This window comes from Ruegeria sp. HKCCA5929 (assembly GCF_013034525.1).
GTDB lineage: Bacteria > Pseudomonadota > Alphaproteobacteria > Rhodobacterales > Rhodobacteraceae > Ruegeria.
The window spans coordinates 67,409-87,505 of the sequence record NZ_WQGE01000010.1 but is presented as its reverse complement, the minus strand read 5'-3'; the positions used below and the strand labels follow the sequence as shown (position 1 = coordinate 87,505).

The following is a 20,097-nucleotide window of genomic DNA, read 5'->3' as shown; positions in this document are numbered from 1 at the left end:
GATTTGCTTGTGTAAGAGGCGAAAATCCGCTTGAAACGCGCCAAAACCGGTCATTTCCCACAGAGAGAGCAGATGAGCACATTGGATCACGGTCTGGACCCTCGCGCCGTGCGCGACCACGGCGGCGGACTGGACAGGGCGATTGTCAAATATGGCGGCCAACGCGCCAACTGGATCGATCTGTCGACCGGCATCAACCCGCACCCGTATGAGATATCTGGGCTTACAGCAGAGGATTGGACGGAACTGCCGGACCACGGGGCTTTTGAACGCCTGAGCGAGGCCGCGCGCCGGTTTTGGAACGTGCCGAAGGGCGCGGCGATCCTTCCCGCACCAGGAGCATCCGCCATCATCGCCCGTATCCCAGCGCTGGCCACATCCGGCACAGTTCAAATCACGCCACCCACTTATAACGAACACGCGGCCGCCTTTTCAGCTCAGGGTTGGAATGTTCAGGCCGACACAGCCGGAGACGCCCGTGTGATCGTACATCCGAACAACCCCGATGGGCGGATCTGGCGGGAAAGCGATGTCACAGCGCCGCTGACCGTTATTGATGAAAGCTTCTGCGACGTCACGCCGGATGCGTCTCTGATCCATCTGGCGGACCGCTCCGGTGTGATCGTGCTGAAGAGCTTTGGCAAGTTCTGGGGGCTGGCTGGAATGCGTCTGGGGTTTGCAATCGGACGGCCAGACCTGATCAACCGGCTAAACGATTTGACCGGTCCGTGGTCCGTGTCGGGCCCTGCCCTGCGCATTGGAACCCAAGCCTTTTCAGACAACGGTTGGGCTGACGCCACACGCGTGCGTCTGACTGAAGAGGCCGCGCGGCTGGATACTCTGATGACGGCCAAGTGCGCTCAGATCGTTGGCGGCACCAGCCTGTTCCGCCTGTACAAGGTCGACGACGCCGCTAATTGGCAGGACAGGCTGGCACAGAACCATATCTGGAGCCGCATTTTCCCCTATTCAACCACATATCTACGCCTGGGCCTGCCACCCAAGAATGGCTGGGACAGATTAGAGGCCGCGCTGTGAGCGTTGGCCTGATGCTGGTCTGCGCCATGTGCCTAGACGCCGCACTTGGAGAGCCTGACTGGCTCTGGTCTCGCGTCAAACACCCCGCAGTGATGATAGGCAATCTGATTGGCTGGTTGGACAAACGGCTGAATCACGGGAATACGCGACGATTGAAAGGCGTTTTCGTGCTGGTCCTGTTGCTTTGCGGCGCATGGGGGCTTGGCTGGGCGCTTTCGTTGCTGGGACCGGTGGTCGAAATTCTGGTTTGCGCGATCCTGCTGGCACAGAAATCTCTGGTCACGCATGTGCGTGCTGTGGGTGACGGGCTGTTGACTTCGCTGACCGAGGGGCGGGCACAGGTGGCGATGATCGTCTCACGCGATACCCGCGACATGACCGAGGCGCAGGTGGCGCGTTCGGCCATCGAAAGCGCGGCGGAAAACGTCAGCGACGGGATCATTGCACCCGCTTTCTGGTTTCTCGTCGCCGGGTTGCCGGGGCTGTTGGTCTACAAAGCCGTGAATACCGCCGACAGCATGATCGGGTATCGCAATGAAAAGTACAGCGAGTTTGGCTGGGCCTCGGCACGGTTCGATGACTTGCTGAACCTGATCCCGGCCCGCCTGACCTGTGTACTGATCGTGGCGCTCTCAGGCCAACGGTCGCGCTGGCGCGAAATTGTTGGGGATGCGCGCCGCCATATCTCGCCCAATGCAGGCTGGCCCGAGGCCGCGATGGCCCGCGCGCTGAACATCGCCCTCGCCGGGCCACGCAGCTATGATGGAAAGCTGCGGGACCTGGCCTGGGTCAATGGCGACGCGCCGCGCGAGATCGGGGCGGCGGAGGTTTTCCGCGCATGTCACATGTTGTGGAGCGTTTGGGGGCTTGCGCTTGGGCTCGTGTCAGTGTGGGTTGGGGTCAATCTGATTTTCTGACGGGTCTCTTCATGCGTTTTCTTTCCAGCCTGGTTTCCGCCGCTTTGCTTGCTTCTCCTGCCTTTGCCCAATGTGGGGGTGGGTTCAATTCCTTTGTCAAAGGCTTGAAGACCGAAGCCATGCAACAAGGCTTTGACAAATCCACCGTGAACGCATTTTTCAAAGGTGTGCAGCAAGACAATGCGGTGCTCAGGGCCGACCGGGCGCAAGGGGTGTTTCAGAAACCGTTCATCGAGTTTTCGCGCCGCCTGATCTCGGCCAACCGGATTGAACGCGGGCAGGCCATGTCGCGCAAATATGATGCGGTCTTTAACCGGATCGAACAAGAATACGGTATCTCACGCGGGGTGCTGCTGGCCTTCTGGGCGTTCGAGACCGACTATGGCTCGTTCCAGGGGGACTTCAACACCCGCAACGCGCTGGTGACTTTGGCGCACGACTGCCGCAGGCCCGAATTGTTTCGCCCACAAATCTTCGCCGCTATCGAGCTGTATCAAAACGGCGATTTCGACCCGGCCCGCACGACTGGTGCATGGGCCGGAGAGATTGGCATGGTCCAAATGCTGCCGCGCGACATTTTGGAAAACGGGGTCGACGGTGATGGTGACGGGCATGTCCGCTTGAAAACCTCGGCCGCTGATGCGCTGATGTCCGGGGGCAAAATGCTGTCGCATCTGGGCTGGCGCGCGGGCGAGCCATGGTTGCAAGAGGTCACGGTGCCCGCTCAGATGGACTGGTCCCTGTCCGGCCCGGGTAAACCCCGCTCGGTGGCCGATTGGCAAGCCATGGGCGTGCAGGCGCGCAGCGGGTCGTTGGCCAACCTGCCTGCCTCGCTGATCCTGCCGCAAGGGCGCAATGGCCCGGCCTTTCTGGCCTACCCGAATTTCGACGTCTATTTCGAATGGAATCAAAGCTTTGTCTACGTTCTGACCGCCGCCTATTTCGGCACGCGACTGGAAGGTGCACAAGTCTATGATGCGGGCAATCCAGCGCAAGGTTTGAACGGAACGCAGATGAAAGAGCTGCAAACCAAACTGCAAGCCAAAGGGTATAACGTGGGCAAGATCGACGGGATTCTGGGGGCCGGAACACGCGCTGCGGTGCAGGCCGAACAGGCCCGCTTGGGCTTGCCTGCAGATGCCTGGCCAACGGTCGACTTGCTGAACCGGCTTTAACTTGACACGCCGCGCTTAACTGTCGTCGAACACCGGGCGCGGCGCACCGTTTTCGTCCAAAGCGACGAACACGAACTCGGCTTCCGTAACCTTTTTTCCATTCTGCGATTGCCTCGGGCGCGCCCAGACATCCACGTGAACGCGAATGGATGTGCGCCCAACATGCGTCAGCGTCGCATACAGCGTCACTTCGTCCCCAACCTTGACCGGGTGCAAGAACTGCATCGCCTCGACGGAAACGGTCGCTGTTCGCCCCTGCGCCACGCGCGCCGCCATATTACCTGCCGCCAAATCCATTTGCGACATCAGCCAACCGCCAAAAATGTCACCGGCCGGATTGGTGTCTGCGGGCATCGCTATCGTGCGAATAACCAGAACACCCTCGTCCTGTTGGCGGCCATGCGACCCGCGTTTTTTACCTAAAGCGAGCCGGTCGTCGGTGTTTTCTGCCACAGGTTCAATCCCCTCCTAAGCCATTGACTGGCGTGGTCGTCGGTTTAGTGTGGCAAGATTTCCCACCAAAATGAAGAGAACACCAGCATTGCGCTTAGGTTATGTATCTCAATTCAGACAAGATTTACTGAGGCCGGACGGGATAGCGGTCTCCTTTCTGATCAATCAGGATCAGCCGTTCGCCACTGCGCACATACAAATCACACCGGCTGAACCCGTTGCGATAGGCGATACAGACGCTGCCGTCCTCGGCGATGGAATATGTGCCAAAAGCCGAGTCTCCGCTGGCATAGGTATAGGAATATGCCCCACCGGCCGAGAATTTGGCCTGACCGTCATCGTAGAAGGTGAATGTTTGGCCTGCCAAAGCGTCAAGCTCTGCTGATGTCAGGGGAATGTCCCCGGACTTTAAAGGCCAGTCTGCAGCATAAGCTGAGCTGGCTACGAACAGGGCGGGGAATAGAAATCGTGTCATGCGCCCAAGTTAGCGCGATCCGAGCGCAAACGTCATAAACTTGCAGTGAACGGTCACGCGACCATCTGTTCGGCCTTTTTCAGATCAACCGAGACCAACTGGCTTACGCCTTGCTCCTGCATCGTGACGCCAAACAGCCGGTCCATCCGCGCCATTGTCACTGCGTGGTGCGTGATGATCAGGAACCGCGTATCGGTCTGGCGGCACATCTCGTCCAGCAGGTCGCAAAAGCGTGTAACGTTGGCGTCGTCCAGCGGCGCGTCGACCTCGTCCAACACACAGATCGGTGCGGGATTGGCCAGGAACACACCAAAGATCAACGCGGTCGCGGTCAGGGTCTGTTCCCCGCCAGACAACAGGCTGAGGGTCGACAGTTTCTTGCCCGGCGGCTGGCACATGATCTCAAGACCGGCATCCAGCGGATCGTCGCTTTCGACCATGACCAGATTGGCCTCACCACCCCCAAACAGGTGCTTGAACAACATAGCGAAGTTCGAGTTCACCTGTTCAAACGCGGTCAACAACCGTTCGCGTCCTTCGCGATTGAGGCTGGCGATGCCGCTGCGCAGGGCCTTGATGGCCTCTTCCAAATCCGCTTTTTCGCTGCTGAGCGTGTCGAATTCTTCCTGAACTTCTTTGCTGTCTTCTTCCGCACGCAAGTTCACCGCACCCATAGCGTCGCGTTGACGCTTGTGGCGGTTCACCTCGGATTCCAGAACATCCGCAGCAGGCATCTGATCGGGGTTCACATCCAACTGATTCAGCAACTGGTTCGGGGTCAGTTGTTGATCCTCGGCGATCCGTTCTGCCGCAGCGACCACACTTTCCTTTGCCGCATCACAGCGTGCCTCGACCGCCGCGCGGCTTTCGCGCGCTTCCGAAGCCAGGCGTTCCGCTTCACGTTCTGCCAGAACAACCTCACGCTGCTGGGTCTCTGCCTCGGCCAGCTTGTCCGCAGCCTCTGCCCGGCGCGCTTCGGCGGCTTCGATCAATTCGTTCAGCTCTTCCCGCGCTTCAGCAATCTCGCCGGGAGCAGCCATGGCGTCGGTCAGCTCCTCTTCCGAGCTTTCTTTGCGCTCAGCCAGTTCCGAGATCCGTTTTTCCGCGGTTTCCAGTCTATGCCGCCACCCGCTGAGGTCTTTTGTGACCTCCTGCGAGCGGCGGGTGCGCGCGTCCCCCTCACGACGCAGCTCATCATGGGTCGAACGGTGGGTCAGCATCGTGATCCGCGCCGCCTCGACAGTTTGTTTGATGTTTTCGACCTCGGCTCGTGCACTGTCGAGATCGCCCAAGCCGCTCAATGCGCCCTCGGCTTCGCGCAGCTGCGCGCGGGCCGCCATAGCGTCTTCCTTGTGGCGATCTACGGCAAGGGTCAGGGTCTCCAGTTTACCCTGCGCCAGATTACGATCCGCTTCGGCGCGGCTAAGCAAGCGCGCAGTTTCGGCCATGCGCTGATCCGCGGCGCGGCGGGTTTCTCGCGCACGACGGTCGGCCTCAGTCACATCTGCCAATTGCCTGGACAGCGCTTCATGCGCGGCGCGGGCGCCATCTGCTTGGGCCTCGGTACGGGCAAGTTCCTGCTTAAGCGCTTCCAGTTTATTGAGCTGCTCCAACCGCAGTGCAGCTGCGCTTGGGGCATCTTCGGCCCATGCACGGAAGCCGTCCCAGCGCCACAAATCACCCGAACGGGACACCAACCGTTGGCCCGGTTTCAACGCTGCTTGCAAACGCGCGCCCTGATCGGCATCCACAAGACCGATCTGTGCAATCCGACGGCTGAGACGATCCGGACCCGAGACGTGAAGCGCCAGCGGTTCGACCCCAACCGGCAAAGGCTGATCGCTGTCATATCCTGCCACCTGCACCCAGCCAGAAGGGCCATCGCCCTCGACCAAGGGCGCGCGCAGATCATCGGCCAGGGCCGCGCCCAGAGCCTTTTCAAAGCCTGGCGCGACGCGCAGCAGATCCAGCACTTGACCACCTTCGGCAGTGTCGCGTTCCACCAGCTTGGCCAGCGCCGTGGTTTCGGCCCGGATCGCGCCAAGCTCACCTTCGGCCTCAGAACGCTGCGCGCGTGCTTCGGCCTCGCGCGCTTGTGTTTCATTGCGCAGCTCATCCGCAGCTGCCAGAGCCTCTTCGGCGGCTTCCGCGGCTTCGCGGGCTTCTTCCTCACCTTCCTGGGCGGCTTCAAACGCCTCGCTGGCGCGGGTCAAGGCGGTTTTGGCCTTATCCACTGCCTGCCGTGCCTTTTCCTCTTCACCCTCAGACCGGGCCAATGTCTTGCGGCTGTCTTCGACCAAACGTTGGGCTGACTGGTGCCGGGCGACCAGACGGGCCATATCTTCGGTCTGTTGCGACAGGTGGTCTTCACGGTTTTGCAGGATCGAGGCTGCCTCACGCGCGATTTCTGCCGCCTCAGTCACTTTCTCGTCATGGCCTTCAGCCGCCTTTGCCAGCTCGCGCGCTTCCCATTCCAGGCGCTCAATCATTTGACCTGCGTCTCGATTCAGACCGGTTTCACGCTCAATATCGTGGCCAAGCTGCTGAATACGGTTTGTCAGCGTCTCAATGGTCTGCCGCGCGCGGGTTTCCTGATCGGAAAGTTGATCGCGCTGCACCTGGTGACGTTGCAGAACCGCAGCTGCGATTGCCTCTTCTTCACGAAGTGGCGGCAAAGTTTCTTCGATCTCGGCACGTTTTGCAGCGGCAGCGCGCGCCTCGGCCTCGGCACGGGAAGCTTCGGTGATACGTTCGCGCAGCTTTTCCTCTGCCTGCTGGCGGGCCATATCAGCCTCTTTCCAGCGTCGATACAGCAGCATCCCTTCGGCCTGACGCAGTTGTTCGCCGATTTCACGGTATCGCGCGGCCTGACGGGCTTGGCGCGCCAGTTGAGCCAATTGCCCACCAAGCTGTTCCAGAACGTCATCGACGCGGGTCAGGTTCGCCTCGGTGCCTTTCAGCTTTAGCTCGGCTTCGTGCCGACGTTGATACAGACCCGAGATCCCGGCAGCTTCTTCCAGAATGCGGCGGCGCGCGCGGGGTTTGGCGTTGATCAATTCGGCGATGCGGTTCTGCCCGACCAGCGCAGGCGAATGTGCCCCCGTCGAAGCATCGGCGAACAGCATCTGTACATCGCGCGCGCGCACATCCTTGCCGTTGGTCTTGTAAGCGCTGCCAACATCGCGGGTGATGCGCCGTACGATCTCCAACTGATCGCTGTCGTTGAATCCAGATGGCGCAAGACGTTCCGAGTTGTCCATGGTCAGGACGACCTCAGCAAAATTGCGTGCAGGACGCGTGGCAGCACCTGCGAAAATCACGTCTTCCATCGCGCCACCACGCATGGATTTGGGCCGGTTTTCACCCATCACCCAACGCAATGCTTCCAGAAGATTGGACTTGCCACAGCCATTTGGCCCCACCACACCGGTCAACCCGTCTGCGATGATCAGATCGGTTGGATCAACAAAGCTTTTGAAGCCGGTCAGTTTGAGCTTGCTGAAACGCAATGGCAGCGTGTCCCGTGATTCCTATGAGTTGAAAGTCTGCGCAAGGGATAGGGTCCGAGTCAACGTAGTTGCGCAGGATATGGGATATCATTTTGAGTTATCCACAATATCTTGCCGAAATACCCAAGAACACGCGTATATCAATATGGGGTGCACTCAAAGACCTGATAGCCGTAGTCATCCCCTACGTTTTCGTAGATGCCATAGTCGATGCATTCATAGTTGGGCGTAGAAACAGCAGTCAGCAGCAACCGCTCGCCCGCGTCTCGATCACACCCCAAAACCCCAACCGTTACCGCCGCATCGCCCAGCACATCCAGAATCGGACACCCCGAAACCTGAGCCATCGCAAGGGCGGCCCGGTCTCGGACCGGACCCAGCCGTGGCGCGTATTGCGCGTTGACCCGAACCGCTTCGGCCAGCTCACCGCGCACGCGCACGTCGAACACGCTGCCATTCACCGATACACGCGTGGCAGGCACGTCGCGGAAATGAGGGGTTCCGGCCGCACAGGCGGCCAACAGCAAAGGGGCAAGACACCGGATCATGCCGCAGAGTTGCAGCATTTTGGTTAACAGATCCTTTCTGCGTATCAGGCCCGCAGTACTTCACCCAACCGACGAATACCTTCGCGGATTGCTGCCTCGTCAGAATTTGAAAAGCTAAGTCGAATGGTATTGGCGCCGCTGCCATCCGGGAAGAATGCCTGACCCGGCACAAACGCCACTTTCACCGTGTCCAACGCACGCGCCAGCAATTCAGACCCACTGCCCCCTGCAGGCAGCGTGACCCAGATGAACATACCGCCCTCGGGCCGGGTCCACTCGACCCCGTCGGGCATATGCTGTTCCAACGCGTCCAGCATCACATCGCGACGGTTCTGATAAACCGCACGCACTTGGGGAATATGGCTGTCAAAACACGCTTGCGCCACGTCATAAACGGCCATTTGGTTTATGGTCGCCGAATGCAGGTCCGCCGCCTGCTTCAACAAAACCAACTGAGATATGATCGGCTTGGGCGCCACGACCCAGCCCATGCGCAGCCCCGGAGACAGGGTTTTTGAAAAGCTACCGCAATAGATCGTCCGACAGTCTTCAATTGATCCTTTGCGGGCCAGCTCCAAAGACAGGATTGGTGGGATCGGATCCCCGTCATAGCGCAACGCCTGATAGGCCCCGTCTTCGATTATGGCGCAATCCAACTCTTCTGCCAAATCCAACAAAGCTTCCCTGCCTTGCAGATCCAGAGTTTCGCCGGTTGGGTTGGCAAAATCCGCCGACAGGTAAGCGAATTTCACCGCCCCGTCCCCGGCTGCTGCCTTGTATTCTTCGGCCCCGCTGTTGCTGTTCACCCGATCAAACCGGGGTTCATACGCGTTGAACGCTGCAAGCGCGCCCAGATAGGTGGGCCAGCCAACCAGGGCGGTGTCGCCGGGCGACAAAAACAGCTTGCCAAGATAATCCAGCGCCTGCTGCGATCCCGACGTGATCAGAATGTTGTCGATGTCACACGCCACTCCGATTTCACGCATGTGCTGCGCCAGCCATTTGCGCAGCGGGACATAACCTTCGCTGACCGAATATTGCAGTGCCTGCGCTTGTGTCTCTGGCCCCAGCGCTGCTTGAAACGCCTGTGCAAACGCATCAGCGGGAAACAACGCTGGATCCGGAATGCCGCCTGCAAAGGAAATGATCCCTGGTTGGTCGAGCAGTTTCAGCAGCTCTCGGATTTCTGATGCCTTCATCCGGGAAGCCCGGGTGGCAAACAAGGGATGTTGGGACATGAGGCTCCTCCGATCTCAGTTTCGGGCAGCCTATTGCCAGATGATTTAAAGTCAATAATGCTGACCTATTATTTCAGCCGATGTGAACAGGTGTTCTTGAACGTGCCCCATGTCCGTGGTCAAATGACTTGACCAATTGCGGAAACAACATGCCCTTTCACAAAGTTGAAACCGAAAAACTCTCGCTTGCTGTCGTTCGCCAGATCGAGCTTCTGATCCTGCGCGGCATCCTGCGCCCTGGCGAACGTCTCCCCTCGGAACGTGAATTGGCCGAGCGGATGGGTGTGTCCCGCCCGTCCCTACGCGACGCAATATCTGAGCTTCAGGCGCAAGGATTGCTGACCGCCAAGGCTGGATCTGGGATCTACGTGGCCGAGGTTCTGGGATCGGCCTTTTCCCCTGCGCTGATCCGTTTGTTTGGCAGTCATGACGAAGCGGTGTTTGATTACCTGTCTTTTCGCCGCGACATGGAAGGGTTGGCAGCGGAAAGGGCTGCGCGCCAAGGATCCGAGAGCGACCTGAAAGTGGTTCAGGCGATCTTTGACAAGATGCAAGCGGCCCACGACCGGAATGCAGCGGATGACGAGGCGCAACTGGATGCTGAATTCCATATGGCCATCATCGAGGCCAGCCATAATGTCATCATGTTGCATATGATGCGCTCGATGTATGATTTGTTGGTGCAGGGCGTGTTCTACAACCGTCAGACGATGTTCCAACAGCGCGCCACACGCGAAGCGATTTTAGACCAGCATCGGGCCATCAATGACGCGTTACAGGCGCGCAGTCCTTTAGCCGCGCGCACCGCAATTGAACAGCACCTTGATTTTGTCGAACGTTGCATGGCCGATCAAAGGAAGACGGATCGAAACGAATCTATTGCGCAACAACGTTTGCAACATGAAACCGGGCGGGCCTAAGCGCCACCATTATTTGCCGGTCGAATGTGGAAAACGCCGCGACTAAGCGGCCCCTGTTGCAGCGGGGAGCAGGTGGCGCGGAAAGGGTTTTCCACTGCCTTCTCCCAAATGACGATCAAGGGCCACTGTTGTCAGGGCCGGGTCAATGAACAGCCTTGCGCCACGGTCCCGAAGCCGTTTGTGAAGCATCACATGTTCGCACACCCGCTGCCCCTTTTCGTCGCGGCACGAATAGCGCAAGCCCCGGAGCGCACGAGTTTTGTACAACCCGGCACCTCCGAACGCGCTGTCGACCGCGATAAGCGGGGTTTCGGTGGGAATATGGAATTGCCGATCAAAAACCGCTGACTTCAACAACGCCCGGCGCCATTTCCGGCGCCCGAACAAAGGCCTGCGCGTGCTCTGAATGCGCTGCCAGACGTCTTCATCACACCAGCCGGGGCAGCGCAGAGCATAAATGTCGTAATATGCAGGTTTGGAATTGGCAAAGACGCCTTCCCACAAAGGAGTGACCCTTTTCGCGGCGGTCAGAACCGCTTGAACGTCCAGGCACGTATTCGGACCATTCAGATCCAGCACCAGGGTCAGCTCGTTGTCATCGTCTTTTGCTTCCAGCCTGTTGAGTATGGCATTTCTGGCCGCAGTGATGCGCTCAATCCGGTCAGGAAATCTAGAAACAAGCCCGTCCAGCTGAATGATGTCGACATGCCGGTTTCGTTCGGCGTAGTCGTTCAACACACGGTTCGTATCGTCCGAATTGTCGTTGGTCGCAATGATGACCGAATACCGGTGCAACTGAGCGGACAGGTTTTGAATCCTGTTGATCGTGTCGATCAGCGCCGCGCCACCATTTCTGACCACGCCTACAATATTCATCGAAACTGCGTCGCCCGACACGTTCAGTCTTTCCCTGTGTTATCACGCTAGCTGCAAAGCTTCCCTGTCGACCAGTTCCCCAACGGTTGGCAGGATTCGGAGTGTGCTTCAAATCAAGCAGAACTCGCCACAAAACAAAAGACCCGAAAGCGAAACGCCCCCGGGTCAACTGTATCATTTGTCTGGCGGGTCAACCGTCAGTGCAGCTTGGTGCCTACATCTGCAATCGACGCGTCGATCAGTTTGTTGGCTTGTGCTGCAGTCATTTGCTTGGCCAGAACCGAACCCGCCGCAGCAACTGCGACCGAAACGGCCTGATCACGCACTTCTTTCACAGCAGACGCTTCGGCCGAAGCAATCTGGTCCTGAGCTGCAGCCAGACGGCGTTCAATTGACTTTTCAAGGTCAACCTTCGCCTGTTCCGCTGCCAGAGCCGCGTCTTCCTTGGCCGCTGCAACGATTGCATCAGCCTGTCCCTGAACTTCACGCTGCTTGCGCTCGTAAGAAGCCAGCAAGCTACGTGCTTCTTCATGCAGGGCGCGCGCTTCGTCCAGCTCGGACTTGATGCCTTCGGCACGGTTGTCCAGCGCCCCACCGATCATGCCGGGGACCTTGAAGTAGAACAGAACCGCAATGAAGACGATAAAGCCCAGAAGGACGACAAAGTCCGTATTGCCAAGCGAAAAGAACGGGCCTTTGGCCGCAAAGGCCGGGCTGGCCGCACCAAATGTCAGGATAAGAGCAAGAGTGTTCCGCATGTCACTTATCCTTTCGTCTGCGCATCTACGGCACCGGCAATGGCATCCGCATCCGCTTCGCCGCCAAGTGCTGTAACCAGTTCGGCAGCCGTGTCCTTGGCAACCACTTGAATGCTTTCCAGCGCACCGGCTCGGATTTCGGCAATTGCCTTTTCCGATTCAGCCGCTTTTGCAGCGATTTCCGCATCCGCTTTTGCTATCGCGTCATCCAGACCAGCCTGAATTTCGGCGCGGGCTTCCGCTGCGATACGCTGTGCCTCAGAACGGGCATCGGCCAGCGCTTTGTTGTAGGCTTCTTCAGCCTCGACCGCCTTGGCCTTCAGATCTTCGGCCGCAGCCAGGTCGTTGGTAATGGTCCCCTGACGTTCAGCCAGGATTGCCGCGATGCGAGGCAGAGCCACGCGGGACAGGACCAGAAAGATGACGACCAGCGTAATGACCAGCCAGAAAATCTGGTTGGGGAACCAATCGAAGCAGAGCTGCGGCATACCGATGGCAGAGCCATAGGAGTCAACGCACGAGCCAGCTACTTCTTTCGTAATGGGTTCAGTCGCCATGATGTCCTCCGTCGGAACGTTGTCTTTACAACAGGTGGGCCGCTATGGCTTGGGCCCACCTGCGCGTAAGGATCAGGTTCCGCAGATTAGACGGCGAACATCAGCAGCAGCGAGACCAGGAATGCGAAGATCCCCAGGGCTTCTGCGAATGCGATACCGATGAACAGGGTTGCGGTCTGCGAAGCAGCCGCCGAAGGGTTGCGCAGGGCGCCGGCCAGGAAGTTGCCTGCAACGTTGCCCACCCCGATTGCGGCTGCGCCGGAACCGATTGCTGCCAGGCCTGCGCCGATGTGTGCGAGATCGCCTTCCATGATGTATCTCCTTACGAATTGGAAGTTTCGATGTTTGGGTATCGGACCTTAGTGCGAAGGATGCAGCGCATCTTTCAGGTAAACACAGGTCAGAATGGTGAATACGTAGGCCTGAATGAAGGACACGAGGACCTCAAGACCATACATTGCAGTAATCGCCAGAACGGACACGGGCGAGATCACGGCAATCGCAGCAAAGCCTGCGAAAACCTTGATAACCGCGTGGCCTGCCATGACGTTACCGGCAAGACGAATAGAGTGGCTGACAGGACGTACGAAGTACGAGATCAGCTCGATGATCGCCAGGATCGGGCGCAGTGCCATCGGTGCGCTGGACACCCAGAACAGACCCAGGAACGCCGTACCGTTTTTGACGAAGCCCAGAACCGTCACGGTCAGGAACACGGCCAACGCCAGCGGGATGGTCACGGCGAAATGCGATGTGGTGGTGAACGATGTCGGGATCAGGCCCAGGAAGTTCGCGCAGACGATGAACATGAACAGGGTCATGACATAAGGGAAGAACTTAACGCCTTCCTTGCCGCAGATGTCTTCCAGCATCTTGTAGATGAAGCCATAAGTAAGCTCTGCAACAGACTGCATCCGCGTGGGGACAATCGCGCGTTTGGACGTTGGCAGCACCAGCAGGGCGATTACCGCCAGGATCGCGAAGAACAGCCACAGGGTCACGTTGGTCACAGTGAACATGCCGACCGCACCGTCGCCGAACAACGGTTTCACGATGAACTGATCCATCGGGTGGAAAACCAGGCTGCTGCCTTCTGCTGCGGTGGTCTCAGTTGCCACGTTCAGTCCCTCTCGTCCTTCTCGGCAGCCGTTGCCGCCGTTTGTTTCTCTTGAACCTCCTTCGCGCTGCGGAGCATAACCTTCACGCCCGCGACAAGGCCCAGCAATGTGAACAGCACCAGAAAGATCGGGATCGTCCCGAGCAGGCTGTCCAGCCCGTATCCGATGCCAAATCCGATCCCCAGACCGGATACCATTTCGATGACCATCCTCCAGGCAAGCTCGCCCCCGGACACGTCAGCATCTGCACGAGGCTTGGGCGCTTTGGCCTTTTTCGCCGCTTCGATCTTGGCCTCCAGCTGCGCCATACGCTGCTTTTGGTCGTCATCGGTCACGGGCGTTTCCCTCGTACAGTCTTGGGCATGGTGCTAAGGCGCGACGGGCGCAGAGTCAACGCTCTTGAACGCCCCGATTGACGCAGGTTAAGATATTGTTTTTAATTCACTTTATCGACACCGGCATGATGCCTGAGAGTCGCGGAAACCTTCCGAAGCCTCAAAATGCATTGAATCTGCATATTCAACCAAAGAGTTGATTATTCCCGCAGGATGGGTTGGCCGCGCAGGTTTGCACTTTCATCCAGCAACCACGTTCGGAACGCCTGTACCGATCTGCGGCGCACCGCACCAGCGCCCAGAACCAGCCGGAAACTGCCCTCGCGGAACCCAATTGGGAAACACCGGATCAAGCGACCAGCTTGCAGATCACTCAGAACGCAGTCCTCTGATCCCAGAAAAACGCCCAGCCCGCTAACGGCTGCCGTCAGAGACAGATCCGTTTCCATCCGCCAACCGTTCATGCGGGACTGTGGCATTTCAAACCCGGCCACTTCTGCCCAGCGCGGCCAGACTTCTCCGATCCGATCGCGATACAAACGATAGTTCAGCACCTGTTCGGGGCTGTCCCACCCCTCGGGCCTCAGATCCGGCGTGGCATAGGTAAAAAGTGGTTCATCACTGATCAGGTCGGACGGAATATCCAGCACACCGCGATGCGCAAACCTGATCGCCAGATCCGCATCATGTCGTTCGACATCCGCCAGCGCCCGTGAGGCCTCCAGCCTTAGCTCGACCCCTGGGAAGGCTGAATAGAAACCCGGCAGCCGGGGGATAAGGTATTTCATGGCGAACAGCGGCTCACAACTGATGGTGAGTGTGCCTTCGGGCCTTTGACGAACGATCTCAGTGGCCTCGGCGATTTCATCAAGCGCACTCATCACCCGCAACAGCAAGCCACGCCCTTCCAAGGTCAGCTCGACCCCACGGGGCAAATCCCGAAACAACGAGACGCCGAGCCGGTCCTCTAACCCGCGCACATGGCGACTGATGGCCGAATGGCTGACGTTCAACTCGTCGGCTGCACGGCTGAAGCTTTCGTGCCGTCCGGCCGCTTCAAATGCTTTCAGTGCGTTCAGTGGAGGTAATACACGGGCCATCCCAAATATGTGCTTTTTTGGCACATAATAAGTCAAGTAATTGATTTTGATTGGCTGCTCGAATTCACGCATTTTTTCGTAAATACAGTGACAAAGGAGCAAACATGGAAAAGACTCAAAGAAGTTTCTCCGTAGTTTCGCATCAGTTTATTAAACGTATACTGCAGAAATGTCGCCCAGCTTCGCACTCTCAAAAAAATGCGACACCTTTGCCCCCAAACGCGCGTATGGCCCGCGACATCGGCCTGACCGCAAGCGCGACAGAGCAGTTAAACCTGCGGTTCCCCACCGACGACTATCGCCATCCGATGCTGTAACGCCCTTTCCGCCCTTGCCCCAAGCGGTTATGACAGGGCAATGACTGATCCGCTCGACACTGTGTTTGCTGCCCTGGCCGACCCCACGCGCCGTGCCATTCTGGCAATGCTGCTAGAGGACGACATGGCCGTGACAGATGTCGCCGAACCTTTTGAGATGTCATTGGCCGCGATTTCCAAACATCTGGTCATCCTCACCAAGGCCGGGTTGATTTCTCAGGAAAAACGCGGACGGGTGAAATGGTGCAAGCTGGAGCCCGACGCCCTGCGCGCCGCCTCGGTTTGGATGCAGGGGTTCGGACAATTCGAACCCGTCAATCTGGACGCGTTCGAACGGTTTCTGGAAGTTGAGCTTCCGACGTCGGACGACGCTTAACGCACCACAAAAACCGACATGCTGGCATGTTTGGCCAGATAACCCGCGTGACTTGAAAAGATATAGTCGGTGATCCGCGGAGCGTGGGTTCCCACGATGATCAGATCAGCGCCCAGCTCTTCTGCGGCCCGGGTCAGGTCGCTGTCCACTTCGGCGGCGACGTCGACTGAATGGATTTTGCGAGTGGCAACCTTAGCACCGCTTTCGGCGGCGAGCGTTTCAGTAAACTTCGCAAGATCCTTGTCGATCTCGGCTTCGGTTGTTGTGGATTCACCCAAATGGGCGCCGGTGACGCTGACCAGAGTGATTTTAGCACCTTGCCATTTCGCAACTTGCGCCGCGATATCAGCAGCTTTACGGACTTCGGGCGGCAGGTGCCGGTCTATCGGCAGCATGATATGCTTAAACATAATCTCCTCCTCTCACCTAAATCTTAGTGTATTGGAGGGACCTGCCCCGAACCTTGATCTGGCTCAACAAATTCTACATTTGGAATGCATTTGAGCTTGGAAGCACCTTCTAGCGAAAGTGCAGCGCTATTCTGCGGTCCTTCGCACCGGCATTGCAAGCGGCGCTTCCTCTTTCAACAGCATCAGCAGAGCGATGACTGTCAGCGCAACACCGCCCAATATCAAGCCTGTGGGTACAGCTTTGCCCAAAGCGATTTCCCAAAGAATAACCCAACTTGGTACCAAGTAGGTATAAGCCATGACCTTCGCTGACGGCAGCCTCAAAGACGAGAACTGCACCAACACAAAGCTGGCAGCCGTTGCAAAGAAAGAAATGTAAAACAAGCCGATCCAAACGATGACCGGCAGCGCACTCCAGTCGGTTGCCCTCAGATCAGACCAACCAAACACGGTCAGAAGCAGGCATCCGGCGACCAAAGTGCCAAAGGTGAACACCACAGCGGGCTCGCCACGATTCAGTTTGCGAACCATCGGCGTATAGATTGCGTGGGCGACACATCCCCAGAAATAGATGATCTCACCACCCCCTATCTCAAAGGCACGGAACATCTGCCAATCGGCCCGAAAGATCACCCAAAGTGCCCCTACGGCCCCAATGGTTAATGCCAGCGCCATACGCGGCGTGGTGATCTGTCGTAACAAAACCCATCCCGCGACCGCTGAAACAACCGGTGTAAGGGTGAACACCGCAGCAGCGCTGACCGGTGGGGCAGTTTGCAATCCGTAGAACATCAGGACGAAATAGGTGGCAAATAACCCACCTAACACCAGGTAACGCCACGGGGCTTGCGCAGCGCTGCGCGGCAAACCAGTTGTGGCCAAAGCCGCCACGCCGATCACCACAGCGGCAATCGCAAATCGGACTGCATTCAGCGCAGCAGGCGCAATCTCGTTCGCGATCATGGATCCCAGCGAAAAGCTGCCTGCAACAAGGGCTGAAAAGGTCAGCATGGCCAGATGACCACGGGCTTGAGGGCTCATGGCTGCCAACCTTTGGCTTCTTCTTTGAGATAACTGAGGAACGCCTGCACCTTGGTAGTGCGGTGTAAATCCACGTGGGTCACGAGCCACAGGTTCCCGAACCACTCAGGAAGCGGGTCCATCACCTCGACCAGATTGTCGTGGCGGGCCGCTTCCCAGCGGGCCATGAAACCTATACCCGCCCCGGCCAGGACAGCCTCGCGCATACAGAAGTTGTTTGTACAGCGGAAGGTTATGCGACCCGCGGGAACAGTCGCACGCAGCCAACGGGTGAACGGCGCGCGGCTGCTTTCGTCGTCAGAACTGACGAAGTGATGGTTGCCGAAATCCTCAATTCCTGACGGTTTACCAAAGCGTTCGACATATGCGGTGCTGGCGTAAAGGCCCACTTCTTCTTGTCGAAATGGTTGTACAACGTTGTCCGGCTGATCCGGGGCTGATCCCGCGCGGATCGCCACATGCGCCTCGCCGTATTCAAGACGAAAAAGCCGGTCGCCGGTCAGGTAGCGCACGATTAGATCCGGGTGCATCTTTTGAAACGCTGTGAGTGTGGGCACAACCAACGGCGCAAGTGATCCAAGCGACGTCACCACCAATTCGCCTGAAACGTCATCGCCCCGGCCCTTCATCCGACCGACAAGCTGGTTGAACTGATCTTCGGTGGCCTGTGCGACGCGCAACAGATCATCGCCCGCCTCGGTCGGTGTGTATCCGCGCGCGTGCCGCTGGAACAATTTTACACCCAGCCGGGCCTCGATCGCATCAATATGGCGGATCACGGTGGCGTGGTGAACACCAAGAACCTCGGCCGCGCCGCTGACCGTTCCCATACGCGCCACCTGATATGCGGTTCTCACTTCGTCCCAATTGTCCATGGCAATAACGTCACTGTGCAATTTCCAACAATAACTGTTGATGTATCCGAGTTTTGTTCACAAACGCAATAATCATATTGGGAGCAGGACAAGATTTCCCTGACCCAAAGGACCTGAACAATGCCCAAAACTATCCTTCACATCGACTCATCCGCCCGCCGTGTAGACTCGACGACCCGCGATCTGTCCAGCCGTGTGGTCCAGCAGCTGGGTGCAGAGCGCATCATCCGCCGCGACCTGGCCACACCCCTACCGCTTTTGACCGAGGACTGGATCGCCGCTAACTTCACCCCGGTCGATCAGCGCGACGATGTACAGCGTGACCGACTGGCCCTGTCCGACGAATTGGTGTCCGAACTGCAAGACGCTGACACCATCGTCATTGGGCTTCCGATCTACAACTTTTCGGTTCCTGCCGCATTCAAAGCCTGGGTAGACTTGGTTGCCCGCGCAGGCTTGACCTTTGCCTATACTGAAAACGGCCCCAAGGGTTTGCTGGAAGGCAAACGCGCCATTCTGGCGATTGCCTCGGGTGGTGTCCCCGTCGGGTCCGAGGCGGATTTTGCCACCAACTATGCCCGCCACGTACTGGGCTTTATCGGCATTCATGACGTAGAGGTCATCGCTGCGGATCAGATGGCGGTAAACCCCGAAGCTGCATTGGAAAGCGCCCGGAAGGCCGTGGCCGAACTCGCAGCCTGATTGGCTCTGGTCAAAAAGAATAGAAACGTCCAGTCTGCCGTTCGTGCAAATGAGCAGGCTGGGCGTTACTTATGAAGAAAATCGGCATTCTGGGCGGTGTGGGCTGGGCTTCGACCGTTGATTATTACCGGGCCATTGCAGAAGGCGCAGGGCGCCACTTCGCGCAACTGGGTCACGGCTCTCCTTTACCAGTCCCGCCGATAACCATTGAATCCGTCACTCAGGCCAAGACACGCGCTTTGCGCGGTGTCGCCGGGGATGAAGCAAGCTGGGCGGAATTTGACAACGTGTTCCGCGATGCTCTGCTGACTTTGGAACGCGCGGGCTGCGACTTCGGAATCATCGCCTCAAATACGCCGCACGCCCGGCTGCACGCAATCCGGCAAGGCGTTTCCATGCCTATTCTCAGTATATTTGACGCAACCGCCGACGCCACGGCAAGCACCGGCGCATCCAAGGCTCTGGTCTTGGGAACTTCTGTGACGATGCAGGCCACGAACTATGCAGATCGGTTGGCTGCCGAGGGTATCACTGCAAATGATCGCCTGCCCGAGCCTGAAATAGCCGAGATGCAGGCCATGATTGACAGCGACTTTTATGGCGGCGCATCCGATACAGCGCGTACGAGATTGCTTGCCTTTTGCAACAAACACGCAGCCAAAGGAACGGCAATTCTGTTGGCCTGTACCGAGCTGCCATTGGCGTTTCCGGCTCACCTTGATGATCCGGTTTTCGAGGCGGAAGGGCACGTGTTCGTCAACCCATCAGCCGCACATGTCTCTGCCGCGCTGAAAGAGGCGCTCGGGTGATCAGGACAGCCAGGTCACCTCGCATCCGATGTGATCAAAGAAGGCCATCACGTCAGCTTGCTTGAGGGCCACCGTGCGGTCATTGACCAGCGGGTGCATGTAGATCACTTCGGCTTGTTTGGCGGCCGCGTCCATAAAGAACCGTACATTGTTTTGAACCCCGTTGATCATCGCCAGCGGACTAACCGCCCCAGGCCGAATGCCGAGATTCTGCAGCAGGCGGTCTGCCGACCCGAAAGACAGGTTTCCGACACCCAACTCCGCACCCAGCGCCTTGAGATCGATTTCGCGGTTCTGCTCGAGCGTCACCAAATAGTTGCGCTTTTTCTTGTCGCGCAAATACAGGTTCTTCACCCGTAACGCATTTTCGCCGGGAACCATGAACTGATCTTCGACTGCTTTCGAATCCTCAACCGTGCGCAGCGGCACATGCGTATGCAGACGATAGGCCAAACCCCAATCATCCAGCTGCGCCAGCAACGAATCAGAGGTCAAAGGCAGCGTGTCCTGAAAAACAGATGAGGCGTCCATCCCGGTCTCCTTGCACTGA

Annotated in this window: 24 protein-coding genes; 8 read left to right on the top strand and 16 right to left on the bottom strand. The window is 58.0% G+C overall.

All coding sequences use genetic code 11. From position 1 onward, the window contains the following. The first annotated feature begins 72 nt into the window (after positions 1-72). The 3 genes from GOV90_RS19285 to GOV90_RS19275 are packed head-to-tail and all read left to right on the top strand — an operon-like array spanning position 73 to position 3,130. Positions 73-1,038, top strand: a complete 966-nt coding sequence (locus GOV90_RS19285) for a threonine-phosphate decarboxylase (RefSeq protein ID WP_171096155.1) — start codon at positions 73-75, stop codon at positions 1,036-1,038. Then, positions 1,035-1,955, top strand: a complete 921-nt coding sequence (gene cbiB, locus GOV90_RS19280; protein WP_171096159.1) for an adenosylcobinamide-phosphate synthase CbiB — start codon at positions 1,035-1,037, stop codon at positions 1,953-1,955. The genes GOV90_RS19285 and cbiB overlap by 4 nt, the downstream gene beginning before the upstream one ends. Positions 1,956-1,966: 11 nt before the next feature. After that, positions 1,967-3,130 (top strand): lytic murein transglycosylase, encoded by a 1,164-nt coding sequence (locus GOV90_RS19275; RefSeq protein WP_171096161.1) that lies wholly within the window; start codon positions 1,967-1,969, stop codon positions 3,128-3,130. Between the two features lie 15 nt (positions 3,131-3,145). Here the strand turns inward: GOV90_RS19275 and GOV90_RS19270 are convergent, their stop codons facing one another. The 5 genes from GOV90_RS19270 to GOV90_RS19250 all read right to left on the bottom strand — a co-directional run bounded on the left by GOV90_RS19270 (position 3,146) and on the right by GOV90_RS19250 (position 9,353). Then, complete coding sequence (locus GOV90_RS19270) at positions 3,146-3,484, bottom strand: acyl-CoA thioesterase (RefSeq protein ID WP_171096391.1); 339 nt, start codon at positions 3,482-3,484, stop codon at positions 3,146-3,148. Between the two features lie 223 nt (positions 3,485-3,707). Beyond that, positions 3,708-4,058 (bottom strand): hypothetical protein, encoded by a 351-nt coding sequence (locus GOV90_RS19265; protein WP_171096163.1) that lies wholly within the window; start codon positions 4,056-4,058, stop codon positions 3,708-3,710. A 53-nt stretch (positions 4,059-4,111) separates the two neighbouring features. Continuing rightward, on the bottom strand, positions 4,112-7,567 hold the full coding sequence (locus GOV90_RS19260; RefSeq protein ID WP_171096164.1) for a chromosome segregation SMC family protein: 3,456 nt from the start codon (positions 7,565-7,567) through the stop codon (positions 4,112-4,114). 140 nt (positions 7,568-7,707) lie between these two features. Then, positions 7,708-8,133: a hypothetical protein gene (locus GOV90_RS19255; protein WP_253284813.1), complete on the bottom strand. Its 426-nt coding sequence runs from the start codon at positions 8,131-8,133 to the stop codon at positions 7,708-7,710. Between the two features lie 26 nt (positions 8,134-8,159). After that, positions 8,160-9,353, bottom strand: coding sequence for a PLP-dependent aminotransferase family protein (locus GOV90_RS19250; RefSeq protein ID WP_171096166.1), 1,194 nt, complete (start codon positions 9,351-9,353; stop codon positions 8,160-8,162). A 149-nt stretch (positions 9,354-9,502) separates the two neighbouring features. Here GOV90_RS19250 and GOV90_RS19245 point away from each other — a divergent pair, with 149 nt between their 5' ends. Further along, a complete protein-coding gene (locus GOV90_RS19245; RefSeq protein ID WP_171096168.1) occupies positions 9,503-10,273 on the top strand; it encodes a FadR/GntR family transcriptional regulator in 771 nt (256 codons plus the stop codon). 42 nt (positions 10,274-10,315) lie between these two features. Here the strand turns inward: GOV90_RS19245 and GOV90_RS19240 are convergent, their stop codons facing one another. The 7 genes from GOV90_RS19240 to GOV90_RS19210 all read right to left on the bottom strand — a co-directional run bounded on the left by GOV90_RS19240 (position 10,316) and on the right by GOV90_RS19210 (position 15,017). Next, the gene (locus tag GOV90_RS19240; RefSeq protein WP_171105552.1) at positions 10,316-11,170 is read right to left on the bottom strand and encodes a hypothetical protein; all 855 of its coding nucleotides are present in this window, start codon (positions 11,168-11,170) and stop codon (positions 10,316-10,318) included. A gap of 176 nt (positions 11,171-11,346) precedes the next feature. Further along, entirely contained in the window at positions 11,347-11,907 is a 561-nt protein-coding gene (locus GOV90_RS19235; protein ID WP_171096173.1) for a F0F1 ATP synthase subunit B, read from the bottom strand. Positions 11,908-11,912: 5 nt separating this feature from the next. Continuing rightward, positions 11,913-12,464 (bottom strand): F0F1 ATP synthase subunit B', encoded by a 552-nt coding sequence (locus tag GOV90_RS19230; RefSeq protein WP_171096175.1) that lies wholly within the window; start codon positions 12,462-12,464, stop codon positions 11,913-11,915. 86 nt (positions 12,465-12,550) lie between these two features. Next, positions 12,551-12,775, bottom strand: a complete 225-nt coding sequence (locus GOV90_RS19225) for a F0F1 ATP synthase subunit C (RefSeq protein WP_005981269.1) — start codon at positions 12,773-12,775, stop codon at positions 12,551-12,553. A 48-nt stretch (positions 12,776-12,823) separates the two neighbouring features. Then, positions 12,824-13,582 (bottom strand): F0F1 ATP synthase subunit A, encoded by a 759-nt coding sequence (locus GOV90_RS19220; RefSeq protein ID WP_171096177.1) that lies wholly within the window; start codon positions 13,580-13,582, stop codon positions 12,824-12,826. A 2-nt stretch (positions 13,583-13,584) separates the two neighbouring features. Beyond that, entirely contained in the window at positions 13,585-13,917 is a 333-nt protein-coding gene (locus GOV90_RS19215; protein ID WP_152457046.1) for an AtpZ/AtpI family protein, read from the bottom strand. A 200-nt stretch (positions 13,918-14,117) separates the two neighbouring features. Further along, on the bottom strand, positions 14,118-15,017 hold the full coding sequence (locus GOV90_RS19210; protein ID WP_171096179.1) for a LysR substrate-binding domain-containing protein: 900 nt from the start codon (positions 15,015-15,017) through the stop codon (positions 14,118-14,120). A gap of 104 nt (positions 15,018-15,121) precedes the next feature. Between GOV90_RS19210 and GOV90_RS19205 the strand changes: the two genes are divergently transcribed. Together GOV90_RS19205 and GOV90_RS19200 are read left to right on the top strand one after the other, a co-directional pair. Continuing rightward, the gene (locus GOV90_RS19205) at positions 15,122-15,334 is read left to right on the top strand and encodes a hypothetical protein (protein WP_171105550.1); all 213 of its coding nucleotides are present in this window, start codon (positions 15,122-15,124) and stop codon (positions 15,332-15,334) included. A 40-nt stretch (positions 15,335-15,374) separates the two neighbouring features. Beyond that, the gene (locus tag GOV90_RS19200; RefSeq protein WP_171096181.1) at positions 15,375-15,710 is read left to right on the top strand and encodes a metalloregulator ArsR/SmtB family transcription factor; all 336 of its coding nucleotides are present in this window, start codon (positions 15,375-15,377) and stop codon (positions 15,708-15,710) included. On the opposite strand, the gene GOV90_RS19195 is transcribed toward GOV90_RS19200, so the two are convergent. The 3 genes from GOV90_RS19195 to GOV90_RS19185 all read right to left on the bottom strand — a co-directional run bounded on the left by GOV90_RS19195 (position 15,707) and on the right by GOV90_RS19185 (position 18,036). Continuing rightward, complete coding sequence (locus tag GOV90_RS19195; protein ID WP_171096183.1) at positions 15,707-16,120, bottom strand: universal stress protein; 414 nt, start codon at positions 16,118-16,120, stop codon at positions 15,707-15,709. The two genes, GOV90_RS19200 and GOV90_RS19195, sit on opposite strands and share 4 nt — an antisense overlap. A gap of 126 nt (positions 16,121-16,246) precedes the next feature. Next, entirely contained in the window at positions 16,247-17,161 is a 915-nt protein-coding gene (locus GOV90_RS19190; RefSeq protein WP_171096185.1) for a DMT family transporter, read from the bottom strand. Beyond that, positions 17,158-18,036, bottom strand: coding sequence for a LysR family transcriptional regulator (locus GOV90_RS19185; protein WP_171096187.1), 879 nt, complete (start codon positions 18,034-18,036; stop codon positions 17,158-17,160). The genes GOV90_RS19190 and GOV90_RS19185 overlap by 4 nt, the downstream gene beginning before the upstream one ends. Before the next feature lie 120 nt (positions 18,037-18,156). Here GOV90_RS19185 and GOV90_RS19180 point away from each other — a divergent pair, with 120 nt between their 5' ends. Beyond that, the gene (locus tag GOV90_RS19180) at positions 18,157-18,738 is read left to right on the top strand and encodes an FMN-dependent NADH-azoreductase (protein WP_171096189.1); all 582 of its coding nucleotides are present in this window, start codon (positions 18,157-18,159) and stop codon (positions 18,736-18,738) included. Positions 18,739-18,809: 71 nt separating this feature from the next. Then, positions 18,810-19,547, top strand: coding sequence for an aspartate/glutamate racemase family protein (locus GOV90_RS19175; protein ID WP_171096190.1), 738 nt, complete (start codon positions 18,810-18,812; stop codon positions 19,545-19,547). On the opposite strand, the gene GOV90_RS19170 is transcribed toward GOV90_RS19175, so the two are convergent. Then, positions 19,548-20,078 (bottom strand): prolyl-tRNA synthetase associated domain-containing protein, encoded by a 531-nt coding sequence (locus tag GOV90_RS19170; RefSeq protein ID WP_171096192.1) that lies wholly within the window; start codon positions 20,076-20,078, stop codon positions 19,548-19,550. Positions 20,079-20,097 lie beyond the last annotated feature (19 nt).